At 31.2% G+C, this 22,868-nt stretch carries 19 protein-coding genes and 1 rRNA gene; 18 read left to right on the forward strand and 2 right to left on the reverse strand.

Annotated features, from left to right (window positions below):
* Positions 1-146 precede the first annotated feature (146 nt).
* The 12 genes from T483_RS0114150 to T483_RS0114205 all read left to right on the forward strand — a co-directional run bounded on the left by T483_RS0114150 (position 147) and on the right by T483_RS0114205 (position 14,406).
* On the forward strand, positions 147-1,412 hold the full coding sequence (locus tag T483_RS0114150) for an FAD-dependent oxidoreductase (RefSeq protein ID WP_026887455.1): 1,266 nt from the start codon (positions 147-149) through the stop codon (positions 1,410-1,412).
* Between the two features lie 290 nt (positions 1,413-1,702).
* Positions 1,703-2,062, forward strand: a complete 360-nt coding sequence (locus T483_RS0114155; protein ID WP_026887456.1) for a hypothetical protein — start codon at positions 1,703-1,705, stop codon at positions 2,060-2,062.
* Positions 2,063-2,337: 275 nt separating this feature from the next.
* Positions 2,338-3,492, forward strand: a complete 1,155-nt coding sequence (locus tag T483_RS0114160; RefSeq protein ID WP_026887457.1) for a PucR family transcriptional regulator — start codon at positions 2,338-2,340, stop codon at positions 3,490-3,492.
* A gap of 188 nt (positions 3,493-3,680) precedes the next feature.
* A complete protein-coding gene (locus T483_RS0114165) occupies positions 3,681-5,006 on the forward strand; it encodes an aminotransferase class III-fold pyridoxal phosphate-dependent enzyme (protein WP_026887458.1) in 1,326 nt (441 codons plus the stop codon).
* Positions 5,007-5,019: 13 nt separating this feature from the next.
* Entirely contained in the window at positions 5,020-6,171 is a 1,152-nt protein-coding gene (locus tag T483_RS0114170; RefSeq protein WP_026887459.1) for an iron-containing alcohol dehydrogenase, read from the forward strand.
* Between the two features lie 113 nt (positions 6,172-6,284).
* Positions 6,285-7,118: an ABC transporter ATP-binding protein gene (locus T483_RS0114175; protein ID WP_051560393.1), complete on the forward strand. Its 834-nt coding sequence runs from the start codon at positions 6,285-6,287 to the stop codon at positions 7,116-7,118.
* 2 nt (positions 7,119-7,120) lie between these two features.
* Entirely contained in the window at positions 7,121-7,897 is a 777-nt protein-coding gene (locus T483_RS0114180) for an ABC transporter permease (RefSeq protein ID WP_026887461.1), read from the forward strand.
* Positions 7,898-7,909: 12 nt separating this feature from the next.
* Positions 7,910-8,677, forward strand: coding sequence for an ABC transporter permease (locus T483_RS0114185; protein ID WP_026887462.1), 768 nt, complete (start codon positions 7,910-7,912; stop codon positions 8,675-8,677).
* 164 nt (positions 8,678-8,841) lie between these two features.
* Complete coding sequence (locus T483_RS0114190; RefSeq protein ID WP_026887463.1) at positions 8,842-9,903, forward strand: ABC transporter substrate-binding protein; 1,062 nt, start codon at positions 8,842-8,844, stop codon at positions 9,901-9,903.
* A 239-nt stretch (positions 9,904-10,142) separates the two neighbouring features.
* Positions 10,143-11,510, forward strand: coding sequence for a dihydropyrimidinase (hydA, locus tag T483_RS0114195; RefSeq protein WP_026887464.1), 1,368 nt, complete (start codon positions 10,143-10,145; stop codon positions 11,508-11,510).
* Positions 11,511-11,653: 143 nt separating this feature from the next.
* Positions 11,654-13,153 (forward strand): NAD-dependent dihydropyrimidine dehydrogenase subunit PreA, encoded by a 1,500-nt coding sequence (gene preA, locus T483_RS0114200; protein WP_026887465.1) that lies wholly within the window; start codon positions 11,654-11,656, stop codon positions 13,151-13,153.
* A gap of 32 nt (positions 13,154-13,185) precedes the next feature.
* Positions 13,186-14,406: a Zn-dependent hydrolase gene (locus T483_RS0114205; RefSeq protein WP_026887466.1), complete on the forward strand. Its 1,221-nt coding sequence runs from the start codon at positions 13,186-13,188 to the stop codon at positions 14,404-14,406.
* Between the two features lie 124 nt (positions 14,407-14,530).
* Here T483_RS0114205 and T483_RS0114210 read toward each other — a convergent pair whose 3' ends face one another.
* Complete coding sequence (locus T483_RS0114210) at positions 14,531-14,965, reverse strand: CBS domain-containing protein (protein ID WP_026887467.1); 435 nt, start codon at positions 14,963-14,965, stop codon at positions 14,531-14,533.
* 287 nt (positions 14,966-15,252) lie between these two features.
* Between T483_RS0114210 and T483_RS0114215 the strand changes: the two genes are divergently transcribed.
* Complete coding sequence (locus T483_RS0114215) at positions 15,253-16,209, forward strand: NAD(P)-dependent oxidoreductase (RefSeq protein WP_026887468.1); 957 nt, start codon at positions 15,253-15,255, stop codon at positions 16,207-16,209.
* A 158-nt stretch (positions 16,210-16,367) separates the two neighbouring features.
* Here T483_RS0114215 and T483_RS0114220 read toward each other — a convergent pair whose 3' ends face one another.
* Complete coding sequence (locus T483_RS0114220) at positions 16,368-17,192, reverse strand: MBL fold metallo-hydrolase (protein ID WP_026887469.1); 825 nt, start codon at positions 17,190-17,192, stop codon at positions 16,368-16,370.
* A gap of 284 nt (positions 17,193-17,476) precedes the next feature.
* Between T483_RS0114220 and T483_RS0114225 the strand changes: the two genes are divergently transcribed.
* From T483_RS0114225 to T483_RS0114245, 5 genes are all read left to right on the forward strand, one after another.
* Positions 17,477-18,040: a GNAT family N-acetyltransferase gene (locus T483_RS0114225; protein ID WP_026887470.1), complete on the forward strand. Its 564-nt coding sequence runs from the start codon at positions 17,477-17,479 to the stop codon at positions 18,038-18,040.
* A 301-nt stretch (positions 18,041-18,341) separates the two neighbouring features.
* Positions 18,342-18,989 (forward strand): Fe-only nitrogenase accessory AnfO family protein, encoded by a 648-nt coding sequence (locus T483_RS0114230; RefSeq protein ID WP_026887471.1) that lies wholly within the window; start codon positions 18,342-18,344, stop codon positions 18,987-18,989.
* 44 nt (positions 18,990-19,033) lie between these two features.
* The gene (locus tag T483_RS0114235; RefSeq protein ID WP_026887472.1) at positions 19,034-20,602 is read left to right on the forward strand and encodes a hypothetical protein; all 1,569 of its coding nucleotides are present in this window, start codon (positions 19,034-19,036) and stop codon (positions 20,600-20,602) included.
* Positions 20,603-20,824: 222 nt separating this feature from the next.
* Entirely contained in the window at positions 20,825-21,928 is a 1,104-nt protein-coding gene (locus tag T483_RS0114240) for a PrsW family intramembrane metalloprotease (protein WP_026887473.1), read from the forward strand.
* 666 nt (positions 21,929-22,594) lie between these two features.
* A 16S ribosomal RNA gene (locus T483_RS0114245) occupies positions 22,595-22,868 on the forward strand; the annotation flags it as partial.

The raw sequence follows: 22,868 nt of genomic DNA on the forward strand, positions 1-22,868 counted from the left end.
CAGATAAGATCAGCTTTTTGGCTCTTCTAAACTTTATTAAGTGATGATAAATTTTTAGAGAATTTGCTCAGTAAGCATGATAAGACTCAACTTAGACAAAAAATTGAATACATATATAATAGATAACTATTTTAAAGGAGAATAAAATGAAGGTAATAATTATAGGTGGAGGATGGGCAGGATGCTCTGCCGCATTAGAAGCAGTAAAATTAGGTGCTGAAGTTGAGTTATATGAGAGAACTGATTTGCTACTTGGGGTAGGAAATGTTGGTGGGATAATGAGAAATAATGGAAGGTATACGGCTGCGGAAGAGTTGATAAGTCTTGGTGCAGGTGATTTCATAAGAATTATGGATTCAATAGCAATTCATAAGAATATAGATTTCCCAGAACACAAACACGCATGGCTGTGCGACATAGGTAAAGCTGAACCTATTGTTCGAAGGTATTTAATAGAATGTGGAGTTAAAATATTTTTGCAGAGTAGAATAATAGATGTAAATATGGAAGGTAATAAAATAAAATCATTAGTATTATTTAATAAAGATAATGTAACTGGAGATGTATTTATAGAGACTACAGGGTCAACAGGATCAATGCCTAATTGTGTGAAGTATGGAAATGGATGTGTAATGTGTACATTAAGATGTCCTAGCTTTGGTGCAAGAGTTAGTATAAGCAGTAAAGCAGGAGTAAATGATTTAGTAGGAGAAAGAGCAAATGGAATGAAAGGTGCTATGAGCGGATCCTGTGAATTTCCTAGAGAATCTTTATCAAAAGACATAATAAAAGAATTAGAGAAAAGTGGAGTTGTAGTTATTCCTATACCTAAAGAAGATATACACTTAGAAAAATTAGAACAAAAGGTATGTCAACAATATGCGACATTAGAATTTGCGGAGAATATTATATTATTAGATACAGGACGCGTAAAGCTTATGACATCTCACTATCCACTGGACAAGTTAAGGAAAATCAAAGGATTAGAAAATGTAGTTTATATAGATCCACTGGTTGGAGGTAATGGTAATTCGATTAGATATTTATGTGCTGCACCTAGAAATAATTCAATGCAAGTAATTGGCGTTGAAAATTTATTTTGTGGAGGTGAAAAAAGCGGATTCTTTGTAGGTCATACTGAAGCCATGACCACAGGAACTTTAGCAGGTTATAATGCAGTTCAATATTTGAAGAAAAAGACTTTATTAGAATTGCCAAGAGAGCTTGCTACAGGTGATATTATCGCATATGCAAACGACAAAGTTAAGGAAGGAAAAATGAGTGAAAGGTATACATTTTCAGGAGCAGAGTATTTTGAAAGGATGAAAGATTTAGGATTGTATAGTATGGATAATAATGAAATAAAATTAAGAGTTAAAAAACTAAATCTAACAAATATATTTTCAAAGTAATATAAAAACTAGATTCCTATAGTTAGAAAATATTAAAGTTTGGGGAGCTTCTATTAGCTTCCCAATAATTTGTAAACAAAAAATAAGAATATAAATTTTATAAATTCATGTTATAATGAATATAAAATATGGTAATATACATAAAGATTTATTTTTAAGGAATAATAACGCAATGTTATATAAAAATAAATCAGTAATTATTAAGGATAATTAATTCCTAAATAAAAGGGTATAACTCATTTGTTAAAACGTTATGCTTAATTGATTTAATATATCTTATGGAGGATATTATGAAAAGTGTAGAAAAAGGAAAAAAGCTATTTTTATCAATGGTAATAGCAATATTAGCTGTAAGCATAATTACAACTGCATTTAGCTATTTTATGCAGGGGAACATAGCTATAGTTTCAGGATTAACTAGAACTGTAGTAGAAGCTGTTCTCTTATATTTTATATTTAAGGGAAAAGTATGGGCTAAGGTTATAATGATAGTTTTACTGATAATTGTTATTTTAGCGGCAGTCGCAGCAATTATAATTTCACCAAATACAATGATTATTATTTTGATGATCGTGTATATTTTAAGTGTATACATTATAGGAATATCGCAAAGTGTTAAAACGTATTTAAAGTCTATTAATCAAAAGTAAAGCAATAGATAAAGAGGTATTTTGGTTTTTATCAAAATACCTCTTTATTTGCTATTTTAAGTGATGTAGGTATAATTTTTTAATGTGGAACACCTCGGAATTATTTTATAGCAAAGGATATTAATTATCAAACCAACTTAACTTTATTAAGTTTCTTTCTATAAATAAGTAATATACATAAGTTTCGATATTATTTAATAAAATTTAATTAAAATAAAATTATGGTATAATAAACATAAAATTTATATAGTTTTATATAAAGTTGGGGTGAGTATATGTCAATTACTGTAGGGAAATTATTTGGAAATGGGGCTGTTTTGTATCAAATGAGACTGCTAGCAGGACAGAAGGGACTTAATAATCTGGTGGAATGGGTACATATTATTGAAAATGATGAGGTAAGTGAGTTTCTTCATGGAAATGAAGTAGTGCTTACCTCCGGCATTCTAAATAATGATGATGGATGGCTGCTAGAATATACAAAAAAACTATATGCTGCTCGGACAAGTGCTTTTGTTGTAAATATTGGACCATACACCAAGTCAATACCTAATGAGGTTATAGAATACTGTAACGAAGTAAAAATGCCTCTTTATACTATTCCATGGGAAACAAGAATGGTAGATTTAACACGGAATATATGCTATCGCATAATGCAAAGCGAGCAAGTAGAAATCAGTATAGCAAGTACAATTAAAAATATAATATTTAAAACAGGTGATATAGAAACATTAATTTTACAGATGGAGAGATATGGATATTTGAGAGACAGCCATTTCTGTTTTATAGTTATGTCATTTGAACATAATGAAGACAAGCAATTAGAATTTAATATGAATAAAATCAAAATGTATTCAGAAAGATTAGCCAGAAGTATTCATGAATTATATATTTCATTTTCATATAAAGATTGTTGGGTTCTGGCTCTTGTGAATTATGGAAATTACGATATCACCAATTTTGTTAATACTTTTTTTAAGAATTGGAATGAACCTTCATGGAAAGTGCATATTGGAATAAGTGAAAATAAAGCAGGTATTAAAATGCAGGCTGAGAATTTTAATAATGCCTTTACAGCAATGACAATGGCAAAAAAACAGGATAAAGAAATGGTGTTTTATGATAAATTAGATATTCATAAATTGCTTTTAAATGCTAAGGATAAAGAAGTGCTTAAAGAATATTACAAGGATACTCTAGGTAAGTTAGAAAAATATGATAAGGAAAACAACACTGATTTAATGAGCTTCTTATATATGTTTTTACAGAACAACGGTAGTCAAAGCCTTGTGGCTGAAAAACAATATATTCATAGGAATACAGTAAATAATCAGCTTAAAAAGATTGAAAAGATTACTGGATATAATCCTTCAAATTTAGAAGAAAAACTACGGTTTTATTTAGGTTTCTTTGTTAAAGATGTTATGTAAATGTGCAGTTGCACAAATAAACTTAGTCACTTATTTATTGATATAACAGTTTTACTAGTATATAATAAAAACAACTTAAAGAAAAAACGAATTTAATAGAGATAACAGCAACGGAGCTTGTTCACTTGAATAAGTTCCGTTTTTTTATTTGAGGAAAATATTAAATGTATATAAGGGAGTGTATAGATATGAATAGTGAAGAGATTAAGAGTACTTTAAAAGAATATAATTTACAATCGTGGAGCAAACAAAGAAATTTAAATCCAATTTCAGTTGAAAAAGCTGACGGTATTTACTTTTGGGATTATGATGGAAATAGATACTCAGATATGTCATCACAACTTGTTAATATGAATTTAGGTTTTGGAAATAAAGCAATTGGAGATGCAATAAAAGAACAAGTAGATAAATATTGTTTTATAGGACCATCTTATGGTGCTGAATCTAGAGCCAAACTTGCAAAGAAGATTATTGGATTAATGCCCGACAATATGGGAAAGGTATTTTTCACAAATGCAGGTGCAGAATCAAATGAGAATGCTGTAAAGATAGCAAGAATGTTCACAGGAAAGACAAAGGTGTTCAGCCGCTATAGAAGTTACCACGGATCTTCATTTGGTGCAGGTAATTTAACAGGTGAACCTAGAAGATATCAATTAGAACCTGGTATTCCAGGATTCGTAAAATTCTTTGATCCATATATCTATAGAGAACCAATAGAATTCAAATCAGAAGAGGCCGCAACAAAATATTATTTAGCCAAGCTTAGGGAGCAAATTATATATGAAGGATCAGAAAGCATCGCAGCAATAGTTTTAGAGACTATTACAGGTTCAAACGGAGTAATCATTCCACCAAAAGGATATCTTCCAGGAGTTAGAGCTTTATGTGATGAATTTAAAATCTTAATGATTTGTGATGAAGTTATGACAGGTTGGGGCAGAACCGGTAAGATGTTTGGCTTTGAGAATTTTGATGTAAAACCAGATATAGTAACTTTTGCAAAAGGTGTTACATGTGGATATGTTCAACTTGGAGGAGTTGTAGTAAGCAAAAAAATAGCTGCTTACTTTGATGATAATTTATTATCTTGCGGATTAACTTACAGTGGACATCCTTTAGCTTGTGCAGCAGGTGTAGCGTGTATAAATTATTATGAAGAAGCAGGTATACTAAAAAATGTTAGCGAAGTTGGTAGCGTACTTGGTGAAAAACTAGAAGAGATGAAAGCTTCACACCCATCTGTTGGAGATGTGAGGTATATAGGATTATTCTCAGCAGTAGAATTAGTAAAGGATAAAGGAAGCAAGGAACCATTAGTACCATATGGAAAGGATCCAGAAGGAATTATGGGAAAAATTTTAGGCTTGCTAAAAGAAAGAAAGTTCATGACATATACTCATGAGAATATGATACTTGTTGCTCCACCGCTAATAATTACTAAGGAGCAATTAGAAGAAGAATTAGCTAAATTAGATGAAGTACTTGGGATTGTAGACAAACAATTTATCTAGATGAGGTGAAAAAATGGCATATGAATTTAGTTTACCAGGACGTACGATTATTGGAGATAACGCATTAGAATCAAGCGAAAACTTGATAAAATCATTTGGGAAAAAAGCATTTATTATATCTGGAAAAAATGTGACTAAGATAGGAACAGTTAAAGTTTTGACAGACTACTTATATAAGTGGGGAATTAAGTATGAAATTTTTAATGATATCATAGGTGAGCCTACTGATGTAATGATTAAAAGTGGTGTAAATGCCTATAAAAATACGGAATGTGATTTCTGTATTGCCATTGGGGGAGGAAGCCCTTTAGACAGTGGTAAAGCAATCGCGGCTATGACAAAACTAGAGGGATCAATATCTGACTATATGGGAAAAACAATGGAAGGAGATTTTCCACCATTAGTACTGATCCCAACTACAGCAGGTACGGGGTCAGAAGCTACCAAATTTACGGTTATTACAGATTCAAAGAAGAATATAAAAATGCTTCTAAAAGGAGAAGCGTTACTACCTGATTTGGCAGTGATTGATTCGAAATTTTCAATGACATCACCTAGAAGTGTAACAGCGGCAACAGGGATGGATGCCCTAACTCATGCAGTAGAAGCTTACACATCAAGAAAAGCAAATTCTTTAACAGATACATTTGCATTATCTGCAATCAAAAGAATTTTTGAATTTTTACCATTGGTATATAAAGATGGTGAAGATAAAAAGGCTAGAGAAGAAATGGCAATAGCGGCATATGAAGCGGGTGTGTGTATAAATAACTCTTCAGTTACTTTAGTACATGGTATGAGCAGACCAATTGGAGCTAATTTTCATGTTGCTCATGGTATTTCAAATGCTATGCTTATAACGAAATGCTTATCTTATGTTTTAGATGGAAGCTATGAACGGTTTGGTGCAATAGGGAGAGCAATTAATGCAGCAGATGAAAAGAAAAGCGACAAGGAAGCAGCAGAAGCTTTTCTAGAAAAATTAATACAATTATGTAACATATGTGAGATTCCTACTTTAAAAGAGTATGGAATTAATAAAGAAGAATTCAATAAGGTAGTAGATAAGATGGCGCAAGATGCTATGAATAGTGGAAGTCCATCGAATACCATAAGAGATATTACAAAGGAAGATTTATTAACTATATACAATAGATTATGGTAAATATAAAATAATTGCAACGGTGCAAAACAAATAGTTTTGTGCCGTTTTTTTTCTTACAAATAACTGTGTGAATAACTGTTAACCGTTAAGTAAATAAAGGGAGGCGTAAATCAATGAGTATGTTAAATGAAATAGATACAGAATTTGATGACAGAAATATTTTTAAGCAAAGAGAAGAAGAAATAGAAATCAAAATTGAAGATTTAAGCATGGTTTACCAGGATAAAAATGGTGGGGAACCAGTGACAGCACTTAAAAATGTTAATTTAGAAATTAAAGAAGGAGAATTTATTTCATTGCTAGGGCCTTCTGGTTGTGGAAAGACAACATTACTTCGTATTATAGCTGATCTATTGCAACCTTCTTCAGGAAAGGTAACGGTACGAGGACAAAGCCCAAGAGAGATAAGACTTCAAAAGAAATATGGAATCGTATTTCAAAATCCAGTTTTATATGACTGGAGAACAGTACGAAGAAATGTTTGTATGCCAATGGAGCTGCTAGGAATGAAGAAGCAGGATCGTACTTCAAGAGTTACGGAAATGCTTGATTTAGTTGGACTTACTAACTTTGGTACGCATTATCCTTATGAATTAAGTGGGGGTATGCAGCAAAGAGTTGGTATAGCAAGAGCACTAGCAATTAATCCGGAGATACTTCTTATGGATGAACCATTCTCAGCTTTAGATGAATTCACACGAGAAAAGCTTCATGAAGATCTTCTAGAAATATGGACAAAGACTAAAAAGACAGTAGTTTTTGTAACTCATAATATCTCGGAAGCGGTATTTTTATCGGATAAGGTCGTAGTATTATCACCGCATCCAGGACGTGTTTCTGCTGTAATTGATATTGACATACCAAGACCAAGAAATATGGAGTCAAAGCAATCAAAACAATTTTATGATTATATAACCAAAATAAGAAATAGCTTTGAGGGGGTATGATTATGATAAGCAGGAAAGAAAAATATAAAGTTAATTTGGTTTGGGCTATTGGAATTTTTATAGCTTGGGAATTAGTAGCTTTCTTTCTAGAACAGGTGATGCATGATCCAATGGCTGGAGCAAAACTGCCTTATCCACATAGTGTCATTATATCAATAGCAGAAAACTTCACTGATCTAATGAGTGCAGCTGGACTTACTTTTTCAAGAGCTGTATTTGGATTTGCACTTGGAGCAGCAATAGGATTTATTCTAGCAATAATTATGAGTTTATCGAAAATAGCAGAAAAAATATCATTGCCTTATTTAATAGTTTCACAAATGATACCTGTTCTAGGGTTAGCTCCTATAATTTTCACCTTAGTTAGAGATATGAATACTTCACGGATAGTAATTGCAGCATATATCACATTTTTCCCAGTTTCAGTCAATATGCTTAGTGGATTAAATAGTGTAGAAAGCGATAAAAAAGAATTGTTATACTCATATGCTGCAAAAAAGAAAAGTATTTACTATAAGCTTATGATTCCGTATTCAATGCCATATTTATTTGCTGGTTTAAAAATAGCGGCACCAATGTCGATAACAGCATCTATCTTAGTTGACATGTTAGGTTCAAGTGGTGGGATTGGAGTAAAACTTTTATACTCATTATACTCAGGAACAAAAGATGTATTCTGGGGATCAGTGGTTACCAGTGCTTTAATGGGTATTTTGAGCTATTTTATAGTAATACTATTTGAAAAAATTTGTATGCCTTGGAGAAAACAAATTACATAGGGAGGGGATTTTATGAATGAAAAAATTAAAAATATTTTATGGCCTTTGAGTTTTGGATTATTAATAATAATCGCCTGGCAAGTTGGTATCATTCATGATGCATTAGGTTTTAAGCCCTTTCAATTGCCAGTGCCATCACAAATTATCAAAACTTTAAGTGATAATTTTTCTAAAACAGTAATTGACACGATGATTACTGTTTCTGGAGCATTAGTAGGACTTGCTTTAGGATGCATAATTGGATTCATTGTTGCAGTAATAGCTACGCAGTTTCCGAAGTGGGGATATACAGGACTTAGTGTAATAGCTGCATTTAATGCAATTCCAATCGTTGCACTATCTCCTATTATGAATCGTTGGTTTACTAGCGGTTTTGCACAAAAAGTTGGTGTTGTAACGGTTGTATGTATGGCAGCTATGGCAATTAACTCCTACCGAGGATTAAACGATTTAAAACCATTTGCAAAAGATTTATTGGAGTCATATGCAGCCTCGGAAAAAGTTATATTTTTCAAACTTCGTTTACCTAATTGTCTTCCGAGTGTTTTAACTGCATTAAAAATTAATGTGGCAGCAGCAATAATGGCAGCTATGATAAGCGAATATTTTGCAGCATCAACTTCAGGTATTGGCTTTGGAATTAAAGATAATCTAAGAAAAGGAATGATGGCCATGGGGTGGTCTTATATAGTAATGGCAGCATTAGTTGGGATTATTTTATACTTAATTATTTTATTAATAGAACACAGAACCATAAAATGGCATGCATCACAAAGATAACATTGATTTTATAATGGAAAATTTGGTTTAAAACAATTTATTGTTGAATTTATTGGGAAACTTGAAATTTTATAAAGGTCATCTATATATTTTGGACTGGTGAAAAAGTATATAAATGGCGGATAACAGGTAAATAATATTTATTTAATAAGGAGGAATTTATTATGAAAAAGAAGTTATTAGCTTTAGGGTTAGCTGTATTAATGATGGGGACAATGCTTATAGGATGTGGATCAAAAACATCAGAAACAACAGCGAAAGATGCAACTAAATCAGAGGATACTACAAAGAAGGATGGGGAGTTAGAAAAAGTAACACTTCAATTAAAGTGGCTTCCGCAATCACAATTTATGGGATATTACGTAGCAGCAGCAAAAGGTTACTATAAAAATGAAGGAATAGATATTCAAATTCTTCCAGGAGGAAGTGACATTATTCCAGAGCAAAATGTTTATAATGGCGTAGCCAATATAGGGGTAACTTGGGTTTCAAGTTTAATGACTTACCAAGCTCAAGGGTATGATTTGCAAGAAATCGCTCAAGTATTTCAAAAATCAGGTATGTTATTAGTATCTAAAAAAGAAAAAGGTATTAATTCGCCAAAAGATTTAGCTGGTAAGAAAGTAGGTAACTGGTTTGGCGGTAATGAATATGAACTTCTTGCACTACTTTCAAAATACAATTTAGATAAAGAAAAAGACCTAAAACTTGTACAACAAGACTTTACAATGGATCAATTGAAAGAAGGATCAGTTGATGCAGCATCAGCAATGACTTATAACGAATTTGGTTTATTACTTGAAGGCGGCATGAAGAAAGCGGATTTAAATGTAATTGATATGAACAATGAAAGTGTTGCAATGATGGAAGATTGTTTATTTGTAAACTCTGAATGGGCAGGCAAGAATAAAGATTTATTAGTTCGTTTCTTAAAAGCATCTATAAAAGGTTGGAAAGACGCTGTTCAAGATCCTGAAGCAGCAGGAAAAACAGTTTATGATGTAGACAAATCAGTTTCTTTAGATCACCAAGTTTATATGGCGAAAGAAGTTGCTAAACTTGTTGCACCTCAAGGATTTGATACTTCAAAAATTGGACAAATCGATATGAATGCAATTAAGCAAACGGGGGATTTCTTAAAACTTTATAATAAAGATTTAGCTAAAACTCCAGTGATAGACGATACAACATTCACTTCAAAGTATTGGGAAGAAGCAACAAAATAATATGATAAAAATTGATTCATGTGTGGTTAAATCCACACAGAATCATCTTAAAGTTTATATAACAAAAATTTTATTTAAGAAAGTAATTTATCACAAAAGAAATAATTTGTTAAAAATCCAAATACATTAATAGGCTTAAGTCAAAAGTACAACAAAAAGCAGAAGTATGAAAGAGAAAATTATTAACTAAATTAGTTATTTAGATATTAAGGATATATATAAATGGGAGGAGAATACTTATGGATTTAATTATTAAGAATGGAACTATTGTAACACCATTAGAATCTTATGCAGCTGACCTTGCTGTAAAAGATGGAAAGATTGTAGCGATTGGAACAGGTTTTTCAGAAGAAGGTGCAAGTATTGTAGATGCTAAAGGTAAGTTAATATTACCAGGGGCCATAGACGCACATACTCATTTAGCTATGCCGTTTGGAGGGACTGTTTCAGCTGACAGCTATCTTGCCGGAACACGGGCAGCTGCTTGCGGAGGTGTTACAACAGTATTTGATTATCCAATGCAAAGAAAAGGCAACGGAATAATTGAAACTATTGAAACCAGAAAAGAAATGTGTGATCCAGAGGCGTGCGTAGATTATGCATTTCATTGTATCATAACTGATTTAAATGAAGGAACTATCTTAGATGAATTTGAAGATGCAGTTGAATATGGAGTACCTAGTTTTAAATGTTTCTTAGTTTATAAAAAAGAAGGCATGATGGTAGATGATGCGACTTTAGTGAAAATAATGTTAAAGGCTAAAGAAACTGGGGCCATGACAAACATCCATGCTGAAAATCCAGATTTGATTGATTTAAATATTGAAAACTTCTTAAAAGAAGGAAAAACTTCAGCATGGTATCACTACTTAAGCAGACCAGAATTTGTTGAAGCTGAGGCAGATAAAAGAGCAGTTCATTTAGCTAAATCTATAGGAGCGCCACTATATTTAGTTCATATGGCAGATAAGGAAGGATTAGAAGCAGCTATTGAAGCCAAAAGAGAAGGTCATGATATATATGTTGAAACATGTCCACAATATTTGGAATTTACGTGCGATGTTTATAAAAGAGAAGATGGCAGAAACTTTGTATGTTCACCACCAATGAAAGGGCAAGAAAGTCAAGATGCACTTTGGAAAGCTATTAAATCGGGAGATATTGATACTGTAGCTACAGACCACTGCCCATTCCAAAGCCATGAAAATGACTGGGGGAAAGATGATTTTACGAAGATTCCAAATGGGTGTGCAGGCGTAGAAAATTTATATCCATATATGCTTTCAGCAGCAAATGAAGGAAAAATAACTTTTAATAGAGCTGTAGAATTATGTTCATTTAATCCAGCTAAAATATTTGGATGTACAGAAAAAGGTTCTCTAACAGTTGGAAAGGATGCAGACATTGTAATTTATGATCCAAATAAAGACTTCACAATTTCGGTAGAGAATATGCATTCAGATTATGATCATACAATTTGGGAAGGAAAAACTCTTCATGGATATCCAGTTCAAACCTATGTGCGTGGGAATTTAGTTTATGATAATGGTGAATTCGTTGGAAAAGCAGGATTTGGACAATTTGTGAAACGAGTAGGAAGAAAGTAAATAGGAACTTGGCTTAGGTGATATTTAGTGCCTGGACTGTAGTTCAAGTTATCTAGGATTATGATACTGTTATCTACAGATTAAGAATAATGAGAGTTATAGTGGCTAAACATCAGATAAGCGATAATTTAGGAGGAATGGAAATGAGTAGTTTATTTTATAAAGATATTTCAACAAATGAATATGTGTCAGGGTGTTTGTTGTGTGATGAAGCACCTTGTCGCAAAGCTTGTCCCCACTCCATTGAAGTGGATACTATTATCCGTTCTTTAAGGTTTGAAAATAAGGCTGGGGCAGTAAATAAACTGCCCAATCTACTTCCTTGTGACACATGTGAAGAAAAGCCATGTAAGGAGGCTTGCTTAAAAGGAAAAATTAATGAATCAGTACCAATTGACAAAGTTATGAAAGCAATATCAACTGAATCTAGAGTTAAAGAAAATGAAGTTGATTTAGAAATAGACTTCTGTGGGGTGAAGTGTGAAAATCCATTTTTCCTTTCATCATCAGTAGTTGGAAGTAATTACGAAATGGTAGCTAAAGCATTTGAAATGGGCTGGGCAGGGGTAGCATTTAAGACTATTGGCATGTTTGTACCAAAGGAGGTTTCACCAAGGTTTACTGCTTTAAGTAAAGAAAATGTTCCATTTGTTGGTTTTAAAAATATAGAGCAGATTTCGGATCACACATTGGAAGAGAATATAGAATTTTTAAAAAGATTGAAAAAAGACTATCCAAGCAAAATTATTGTTGCATCAATCATGGGGCAAAACGAAGAAGAATGGACTAAATTGGCCAAGCTAATGACAGAGGCAGGAGCAGACATTATTGAATGTAATTTCTCATGCCCGCATATGACAAGTAAAGGCGTAGGTTCAGATGTTGGACAAAATCCAGATTTGGTAGCACTATATACTAAAGCTACTAGAAAGGGAACAAATTTACCTATACTTGCAAAGATGACACCTAATATTGGAAATATGGAAATACCAGCAATGGCTGCAATGGAGGCAGGAGCAACAGGTATTGCAGCAATTAATACAATTAAGAGTATTATGAATCTAAACCTAGAAAACTTTGAATCGGAACCTAATGTTGAAGGTAAGACTAGTGTAGGAGGATACTCAGGAAAAGCAGTAAAACCAATTGCTTTACGCTTTATTCATGATATGAAAGCTTGTGAAGAACTAAAAGATGCGCCAATAAGTGGGATGGGCGGTATCGAAACATGGAAAGATGCAGCTGAATTTATGGCCTTAGGATGTGAAAATTTGCAAATAACAACGTCTGTAATGCAATATGGCTATAGAATTATCGATGATTTAATTAATGGGATGAAATTGTACTTAAGTTCACAAGGCTATAAAAATATATCTGAAATTGTTGGTAGTGCTTTACCTAATATTGTGCCAACAGATAAACTTGATAGAGACAGTATTTGTTATCCAAGGTTTGATAGGCAAAAGTGCATAGGATGTGGACGATGTTACTTATCATGTTATGATGGCGGGCATCAAGCAATTAAGGTGGACATAAATACAAGAATGCCAATTTTGTTAGTAGATAAATGTGTAGGATGTCAATTATGCAGTACTGTATGTCCTGCGAGAGCTGTAGAACCAGGAAAGAGAGTGAAAAAATAATTTCAATATTGAATTTAAAGGGGGATATTCATATGTTAACTTGTAATAAAGAAAGGCTTCAAGACAAAATCACAACATTTAGTAAATTCGGAGATACAGGTAAAGGAGGAATCACAAGGTTGTCTTTATCACCTGCTGCTTTAGAAGCAAGAGAGGAATTTTGTAAAAGATGCAAAGCACTTGGTATGGAGATAAAAACCGATGATATGGCGAACATATATGCAACTATTCCAGGAGAGGAAAAATTACCTGCTATTATAATGGGATCTCATGCTGATTCAGTTAAACAAGGTGGTAATTATGATGGTATTTTGGGAGTTCTTACTGGATTAGAAGTTGCAGAAACTATAGTAACTGAAAAAATACCTCATAAACATCCAATCACGGTTGTTATATGGACTAATGAAGAAGGGGCACGCTTTGAACCAGCAATGATGTCATCAGGTGTTATTACAGGAAAATTTGATAAAGATGTTATGTTAGCATCCAAGGATACAGAAGGGATTACATTTAAGGAAGCATTAGAAGCCAGTGGATATATGGGAAAAATAGAAAATCGAATGAGTCCAGAAAAATACAGGGCACTAGTTGAATTACATGTGGAACAAGGACCTGTTTTAGAAGATGAAAAAATTGATATAGGAGTAGTTGAAGGTGTTTGCGGAATGATAAATTATGAATTTACATTTACAGGCCAAGCAGATCATGCTGGAACAACTCCAATGAAATATAGAAAAGATGCTCTATATGCGGCTGTAAAAACTATTCAATATCTTCATGATGAACTTGACAGGCTTGATAGTAAGCTAGTATACACAACAGGAAAGATCTCAGCTCATCCCAATATCCATACAGTTATTCCTGATCATGTTAAATTTACTTTAGATGCAAGACATCAAGATCCAGAAGTAATTAATAAGGTTCTTGAAATAATTAAGGCTATTCCTAAAATGGTTGAAAAATGCGAAACAAGTTATGAAAAAGCTTGGTCAAGAAGTACAGTTCGTTTTTATCCTGAGTTTGTAGATTATGTTGAAAAGAATGCGAAAGAATTTGGATACTCAACAAAAAGAATGTATAGTGGTCCTGGACATGATGCACAATTTATTACAGACATTATTCCAACTACAATGATTTTTGTTCCAAGTGAAAAGGGACATAGTCATTGCGAAAAAGAATTTACACCACTTGAAAACTGCTTAAAAGGCGCAAATGTTTTATTGCAAACAATATTAGATATTGATAAGAATTAATTTTGAGAATATTGAATATTAAACTTAGAAAAAACAATTTCATGATGTTTATGTCATGAAATTGTTTTTTATCTTTACAATTAAAAGAATAGCATAATTATACTAGTAGTTACCAATATAACAGCTATATATGATTGTTTGTTCCAGGCTCTGAAATATTTTTAAGGGCGACTTCAGCATTATCTTGGAGATTTGGTTCTTGTGAAATATCACCAAGAGAGACGATACCGACAACGCTGTTGTTTTCCACGATAGGCAATCTTCTTATTTGATGCCTGCTCATTAGTCTTACTGCATCGTGAACATCCATATCAGGACTTCCTGTAACAGGATTTGAAGTCATATAATCACATATCTTTTGTTGGTCTGCATTTGCACCTGATGCTACACAATCCAAAGCAATATCTCTATCTGTAATCATTCCAACTAATTTGTTTGAGTTATCACAAATAGGTATTGCACCCACGTCAAATTGTCTCATCATTTGAGCAGCTCTTTCAATGGAATCTTCTGAATTTAAACTCACTATATCTTTTGACATTACATCTTTTATTTGCATAATGATCACCTCCAAAAGTATATTTCCCTATGAACATGTTTTTTATTATTAAAATTTCATAGATAATAAAACTTGAGATTGAATGGATTTATCGAAATATTTATGCTAATTTTTGAAATAAAGAATACAGAAAAATATTCACATTTTAGGAAATTCGAAATATCATTAAATTTTAATTAATAGGATGAATTTAACATTGAAAATGTTATAATATTGTAGAGTGATATTACCTTAATAATATTTTCATTCTGTAATAAAGTGAAAAAGAGAAATAGGAGGAGGATAAAATGAATAATATTGTGTTTCTTAATGCAAGCAGAATAAATTTCGATGAACAACTTGATTTCTTATCTCTAGACAATTTGGGGAAGGTAACTAAATATGAAGATAGCAGTAGTGATCAAATCTTAGAAAGAGTAAAAGAACAAAACATTGTAATCACAAAAGAACTTACAATTAGCAAGGAGCTAATAGAAAAATTTCCATCTAGTGTTAAATTAATTTGTGAGGCTGGTACTGGGTATAATAATATTGATATCATAGCAGCAAAAGAAAAAGGTATATCTGTATGCAATGTACCAGGATATAGCAGCGAAGCGGTTGCGCAACTAGTAATTACATTTATTCTAAATTTAAGTTCGTCATTAACGCAGCAGCAAAGAATGATTGAAAATAAGAATTACAGTAATTTTACTAAATGCCTTCAAGTTCCCCACATAGAAATACAAAATAAAACACTTGGTATTATAGGTGCTGGATCTATAGGAATACAAGTCATGAATGTAGCTAAAGCATTGGGAATGAAAATACTTGTATACAGTAGAAGTTATAAAGATTTAGGAGATTCAAATATTAAATTTGTCAGCCTCGAAGAACTTCTAAAAGAAAGTGATTTTGTTACAATACATTGTCCACTTACCACAGAAACAAAGTATCTTATTGATAAGTCTAGATTAGATTTTATGAAACCGTCATCATTTATTATAAACACATCTAGAGGAGCCATTATAAAGGAAACAGATTTAATTGAAGCTTTAAAGAATAAAAAGATTGCAGGTGCTGCACTTGATGTTCAAGATCCAGAACCTCCAGAATTAAATAATCCACTTTTTAATATGGAAAATGTCATTCTTACTCCACACATAGGTTGGAAATGTTTTGAGTCTAGGCAAAGGCTTATAAATTTATTAGCAAATAATATCGAAGCTTTTATTAAGAACGAACCTGTTAATATTATTGTTTAAGATTAAGTATCAAGTAATAAGGACGTTTATTGGATTTACAATAGATTAAATAGGTTTTATATGACAAAAATTATACCCCAGCAATTAGTGAATTATAATTGTTGGGGTATATACTAATTGTTTCATTATTGATTTAGAAATTTAGTGAGGTTGTTTGTTTATTTATTTGCTTTACATATTTTAACCATCTCACCATGATCTCCAATCCAACACTTAATTCCAGGATATTTTGCATTAAGATAATCATAGAATAATATAGGATTTTCACTATTATCATCAAACATTTCATAGTGTCCGGGAACGACCCAATTAGGCTTAATAGTTCCAGCTAAATCAACTGCTTCTTGATAAGTTATATTTCCTATTAAATTTTCGCTATATCTTTTCGCATCGCGCCCATTAATAGGTAGAAACATAATTTCAAAGTTATCCCATTGCTTCAATTTTGAATGAATACCATCATACATACATGTATCACCAGAATGGTATATAGTACATCCGTTTCCCTCAATTATATAACCTAAGTATGGATAGCGCCCAGATGAATCCTGATCTAAGAACTCATGAGCAGAAGGAATGGCAGATATTTTTAAACCTTTATCTAATATAGATAATCCATCATCGAGACCTATAAAACGATTTTTAGCGATTTTTAGGCTATCTGAAAGGTTATCAATGAGAAGTTGTGGTACTATAAACTTTGCATTTGGTGAACTAATAGATAATTGATGCCATACGTCTCTGTCAATATGGTCAGGATGATCATGAGTGCCAATTATAAAATCTGCATTTACAATTTCCTGTGGTTTTAATAGTGGAGGAATATTTCTATTAGGCCAATCGGATAGAAATACATCTAAATAAATAGTAGTTTCAGCCACCTTAATAATATATCCTAGCTGTCCAACCCACCAGAAGGCAACACTTCCTTTTTCTAAAATACATTCATCAATATCTTTTATCAATTCAATTCCGGTTTTCATAATAACACCATCCTTTTCTGAAATAATTACATATTACCATAAGTGGTACATATTAGATATGACTATTATACATATTGCAATATTAGATTTAAAGCTAAAATTATAGTGACCTAGATAATTAAGAATATCAGTGTATATAAAAATTTAATTGCAACATACATAATTATAATTATTTTTTATATAGTAAAAATTTGAAAATAAAAAATATGCTATAATTAAAGAAATAATTTTGAGAAAATAAGATAATAATTTGAGAAAATAATATAATGATAGGATGAATGAAAATGAATCTAAAAGAATTAAATGATGAAGATATTGAAAGTATCTATAATAAACATATGATAAAAGATTTTCCATCTGAAGAATTAAAACCTCTTGATGTAATACAGAAACTTAATAAAAGAAAGAATTACATATGTTTAGGATTGTACAATAATAAAGAACTTATGGCATACGCATTGTTAGCTACCTCAAAATCATATTTGTTAATTGATTACTATGCAGTATGTAAAGAACATAGAGAAGAGGGAATTGGAAGTGAATTTTTAAATATGCTAAAGGATTATTTTATAAATTATGATGGAATTATAGTAGAAGTAGAAAGAGTAGAGTGTGGACCTGATGAAAGTGAGAAACTGATTCGGAAAAGAAGAATTGAATTTTATAAAAGAAATGGGATGAGAATGACAGATATTTATTGTAAATTATTTGATATAGATTATTGCATTATGTGTTTATGTAATGTTGATCTTGAAGATTTAGCAATTTATTCAGGATTAAAGGATATATACCAGGAAATAATTCCAGGAAGCTTATATTCAAAATATGTGGAGTTAAGCTGTATATAAATTTTAAAAATATAAGAGTTCTATAACTTATCTATAATCATTAGGAATAAAAGTTTATTGAAAAATATAATTTTTAAATATATAATAATGTTATTAAACAGCTGCTTAAAATCAAAGCTGTAAAAAATAAAGATAAATTAATTCTTTCAAAATGGCTATGAAGTCTAATTTTTATACTAAAAAAGTATATGAATTAGACTTTTTTATTTTTATTAGTTAAAAATATCAATTTCTTTTGTCATTGAAATAAAATTTATTACAAAATAATTTGCAGAAATTAAGATATAAACAGGAGGTATTTATGGTTAATGAAATTGCAGTTTGTGTAGATAATTTTGGAGAGGTTACTGAAGATAAGAAAGCTAAATCTATTAAGGTTTTTGAAAAGCGGGGAACTGAATGGAGAGTGATTAGAGAACTAGCGTTTAAATTTTATTGTATCAAGGATAGCGAAGAGAGTTACTTAGAAGTTTTAAATATTGTGCAGGACCTAGGGAAATGCAGAGTTTTTGTTGCTAAGAAATTTTCGGATTTAGTGCATGCTACCTTAGATAAAATGGGATTGAGTTTGTGGAAAATGGATGGAAATCCAATATATTTTTTGGAATATATATTAGAACAAGAAAAAGAGGAAAAGAAAGTAAGTAAGTTTATAAAGCATTCAGATATAAGTGATAATGGACAATTTATTATCTCATTAGGGAATGGAGAATGTGGGCGTTATATCTTAAATCTCAAGAATTTGCAGAAAGATAATATAGGAATTACGTCTAAGCAAGCTTTGCGACCAGTTCTAAATAAAAAAATTTTTAATGAGTTAATAATAGTTTGTAGCCATATTCCAAATTGGCTAGAAGAGGACTTAACAAAATTGAACCTTAATTTTCAGTTTTCAAAGATTGGGAAAAATGATTATGTTGTGGTAATAAATAATTATGGTGGATATTAGAATTTAGATTATACATTCAGTATTAAATGCAAGGAGGAAAAATTTTGGGGGATATTGAAGTACGTAATAATAGAAAGATAAATGTAAGTTCTTTTTCAAAAATTATTTCTGAACATTTGAATATTGATAGTAACATTATAAGAAATTATATACTTGCTAATATAAGTATAAGTCTAACTAGAAGCAAAGAAATGAAAAAAGATATTGATAAAATATATTGTGAGGATATGTTAAAATATTATAATGCGGCTTTAAATGATACTTGTATAAACTATATTGCTATAAAACAAGCAAATATTGAACAAGAAATATATTCACGTAGGATTGTGGGGATACTTATAGAAGGAGAAACAGATAGTATACTAAGAGGCAAAATTATTAAAGCCCTCAGAAAGTATTATCCCATTATATATAATGCTGTAAAGAAGCAGGATAAAAAAATATTGAAAAATAGGTACATGAAAATGGATTTACTAACTAGAAATATGGAAGCAAGATTTGATGCGGTAGTATATCTATATTTTGCTATTTATATTTCACCAGAAATAGTAGATCAAGGTTTCATAATTTCTATTTTAAACGATATAGAAGATTTTGAATCTAAGAATCTTATAAATCAAAATACTGAGGTTGAACTTAAAAATTATAAGAATAGAATACAGGAAGTTAAAGTGCTAATAAAGCAAGAGTTTGGCAAAATATATAATTTTAAAGATATTTTAAGACACAATAATAAAGATATTAGAAAATTAGGCGAAATTTTAGAATATTTGCTTATAATAAATGGGATTAATATAGAGAGCATGTTTGAAGACTCGCAATTTATTTGCATCGAGAAAATTATATTACCCTATGTGAGGAACTCAAAAAATGAAGACTTAGATATAATTTCATTTGGTATTGTTAGTGGAATATTTATACAGTCACTTATTAATGAGTACAAGAAGGCGAGAAACTTATATTTTAATAATACCGAGGAGCTATTTAGCTATAAATTAAGCATGTTAGAAGAACAGATGATTGAAGCAAAAAAAGAAAACATTAGATTAAAAAATAAACTTGATCATTTTAACAGGGAAAAATTAATGCATGAAAAGAGGATGAAGTCTGAATTAAGTGAGTTAGACAATACGTATAAATTAGAAATAAAGAAAAGGGAAGATCGAATTAGAATTCTTGAGAACAAACTAAATGAGGAAAAGATTTTAAGATTAGAGTTAGAATGTTTAAGAGAATATGAGTTGAATTCAGATATTAATCATGAAAGCTTGGATTCTAACAAAAAATTAGAGAAATATACTATAAGTAAAAAAATTATTATAATTGGTGGAGATAAGGAATGGAGAAGACGATTTAGGATAAAATATCCAGAAATAAGAATGCTAAATGGTTTCAACGAAAATTTTGATATAAGGATTTTAAATACAGCTGATTATATATTTTTTTATACCAAATATATGAATCATTCAACGTTTCATAGAGCTATGGATTTTATTAAACTTAATAAATGTAAATTTGGGTATATAGGAAAGACTAATATAGATCTTGTAGAGCGAGAAATTATTGAAAAAATAGTTACATGCGAAGGAAATAACGAAAAATCTATACATTAGAAATAATTGAAGTTTTATATATAGAGAAATTTATGAATACGTTAAGAATTAATTCTGTAAAAAATGAATTGTTTTATTTATGATATTTAGTTCATGTGAAAAAATGCAGAAATTATTTTTATACTCTCTTAGGGGGAAAGTTGGACATGTAATTAGAAAATTTGAATTACAAAAAAAGTATTGGGGAAAATAGTCACAACTAGACTAAAGGAGGATAAATATATGGAAAAAAACACTAAGGAGTGCCCAAAATGCAAGAAAAAAACTGCTGATAATTCAAAGTCTTGCAGTTCATGTGGATTCGATCTTGATAGCGATGAAAATTATATGAGGGCTAAAGAAGAAACTAATAATGGAAATGATAGCTTTTTGAGCGAGTTAAACAAAATGGCTGGAGGAAGTGGTAAAGTAGAATTAAAATTAAGAGATTTGGTCGTTAATGTATTTAAAAAGCATACACCAGAAGAGAGAGAAAATACATTTATTTGCGGAACAGCGAAGACATCCCCTAAGGAAGGAGAGATATGTTCAAAGTGGCCTAAACCTTGGCTATTTTCAAGAGTATTTTTTCTATTTGCAATAACTTTTGCTGGATTAGTGGCGTTGTTAAGAATTTTTGAAAATATACTAGCTTATCCAGGTATTATATTTATAGGTGCTTTAATAATTCCCTTTTCACTACTTATTTTTTTTTGGGAAGTAAATGCCCCAAGAAATATTAATATATTTGATGTAGTTAAAATATTCTTTTTTGGTGGTGTTTTTTCTTTATTAATAACAATGATTTTAAGTAGAGTAGTTTATGTTAGGAATGTAGATTACTTTGGAGCAATAACTATAGCGATTATTGAGGAGTCCGCAAAATTCATTGTAGTTGCATATTTTTTAAAAGGGAGTAAGGAAAAATATATCTTAAATGGACTGTTACTAGGTGCAGCAGTGGGCGCTGGGTTTGCAGTTTTTGAAACGGCTGGATATGCTTTTGCTTATGGATTTCAAATACCTGTAATGATGAGGATAATATATACAAGAGGAATTTTGGCATTTGGAGGCCATATTGTTTGGGCAGCAATGTATGGAGCTGCTTTAGTTATGGTGAAGGAAGATAATAGGTTGAAATTTAAATATATAACGAATATGAAATTTCTTAAATATTTTATTATTGCAGTTGCACTGCATGCAATTTGGGATATGCCAATAAGTAATAATAGTAATCTTCCTATCGTTCAAGGAATTCTTACAATAACTGCGTGGTTTGTTATATTAATATTAATTAGTACTGGATTAAAACAAATTTCAAGTCTAAGTTATAGTAGCAGAATCTAAGTTGTTCAAATATAATTTATAGAAATACAATCTCAATAGATATTGATTTTTAAAGCTGGCTAAGCAATTACGTTTGTGACCATAGTTATTATTTGTTACAGAATTCATGAAAATGGCTTGCATGATATAAATTTTAATGTAGTTAATTTATGTGTATAACAACTGGTGCTAGTGTATCAATATAAATAAAAATTAGAATAACAAAGTATATTAGTGAAAAGTATGAATAATCTTATAAAATTAGGAAATAATTTAAAATGTAAGTAAGTTAGAGATGTTAAGATAAAACACGTCGCTAAGAGATATAAAAAGGAAACACTCAAGTTTACAAAATATTTGCAATGTAAGATTGCGAGTTTTTTGCAAAGTGTTGACAATATTGAACGGTGATGGTATGATTTAACTCGTTGCTAAAGAGTATAAAATTCAATAACTTAAAGCTAATAAAGCATCCAAGAAAAATGCTGAAAAAGTTTTTGGAAAAGGTTGTTGACAAAGTCTGAAAGCGATGATATACTGAGTAAGCTGTCAGAAACGACAGATAACAACAAAACATTACAACAGTAGTTGTAAGAGAGAAAATTGGTCTTTGAAAATTGAACAGAATAATATAAATACATTTAAGTAAACCAGCAATTTTTATTTGAGTAAGCTAAGATTAAACTTTTTATTGAGAGTTTGATCCTGGCTCAGGACGAACGCTGGCGGCGTGCTTAACACATGCAAGTCGAGCGATGAAGTTCCTTCGGGAACGGATTAGCGGCGGACGGGGGAGTAACACGTGGGTAACCTGCCTCATAGAGGGGAATAGCCTTTCGAAAGGAAGATTAATACCGCATAAGATTGTAGTGCCGCATGGCATAGCAATTAAAGGAGTAATCCGCTATGAGATGGACCCGCGTCGCATTAGCTAGTTGGTGAGGTAACGGCTCACCAAGGC

The sequence above is a fragment of the Clostridium beijerinckii HUN142 genome, from assembly GCF_000621745.1.
GTDB lineage: Bacteria > Bacillota > Clostridia > Clostridiales > Clostridiaceae > Clostridium > Clostridium beijerinckii_A.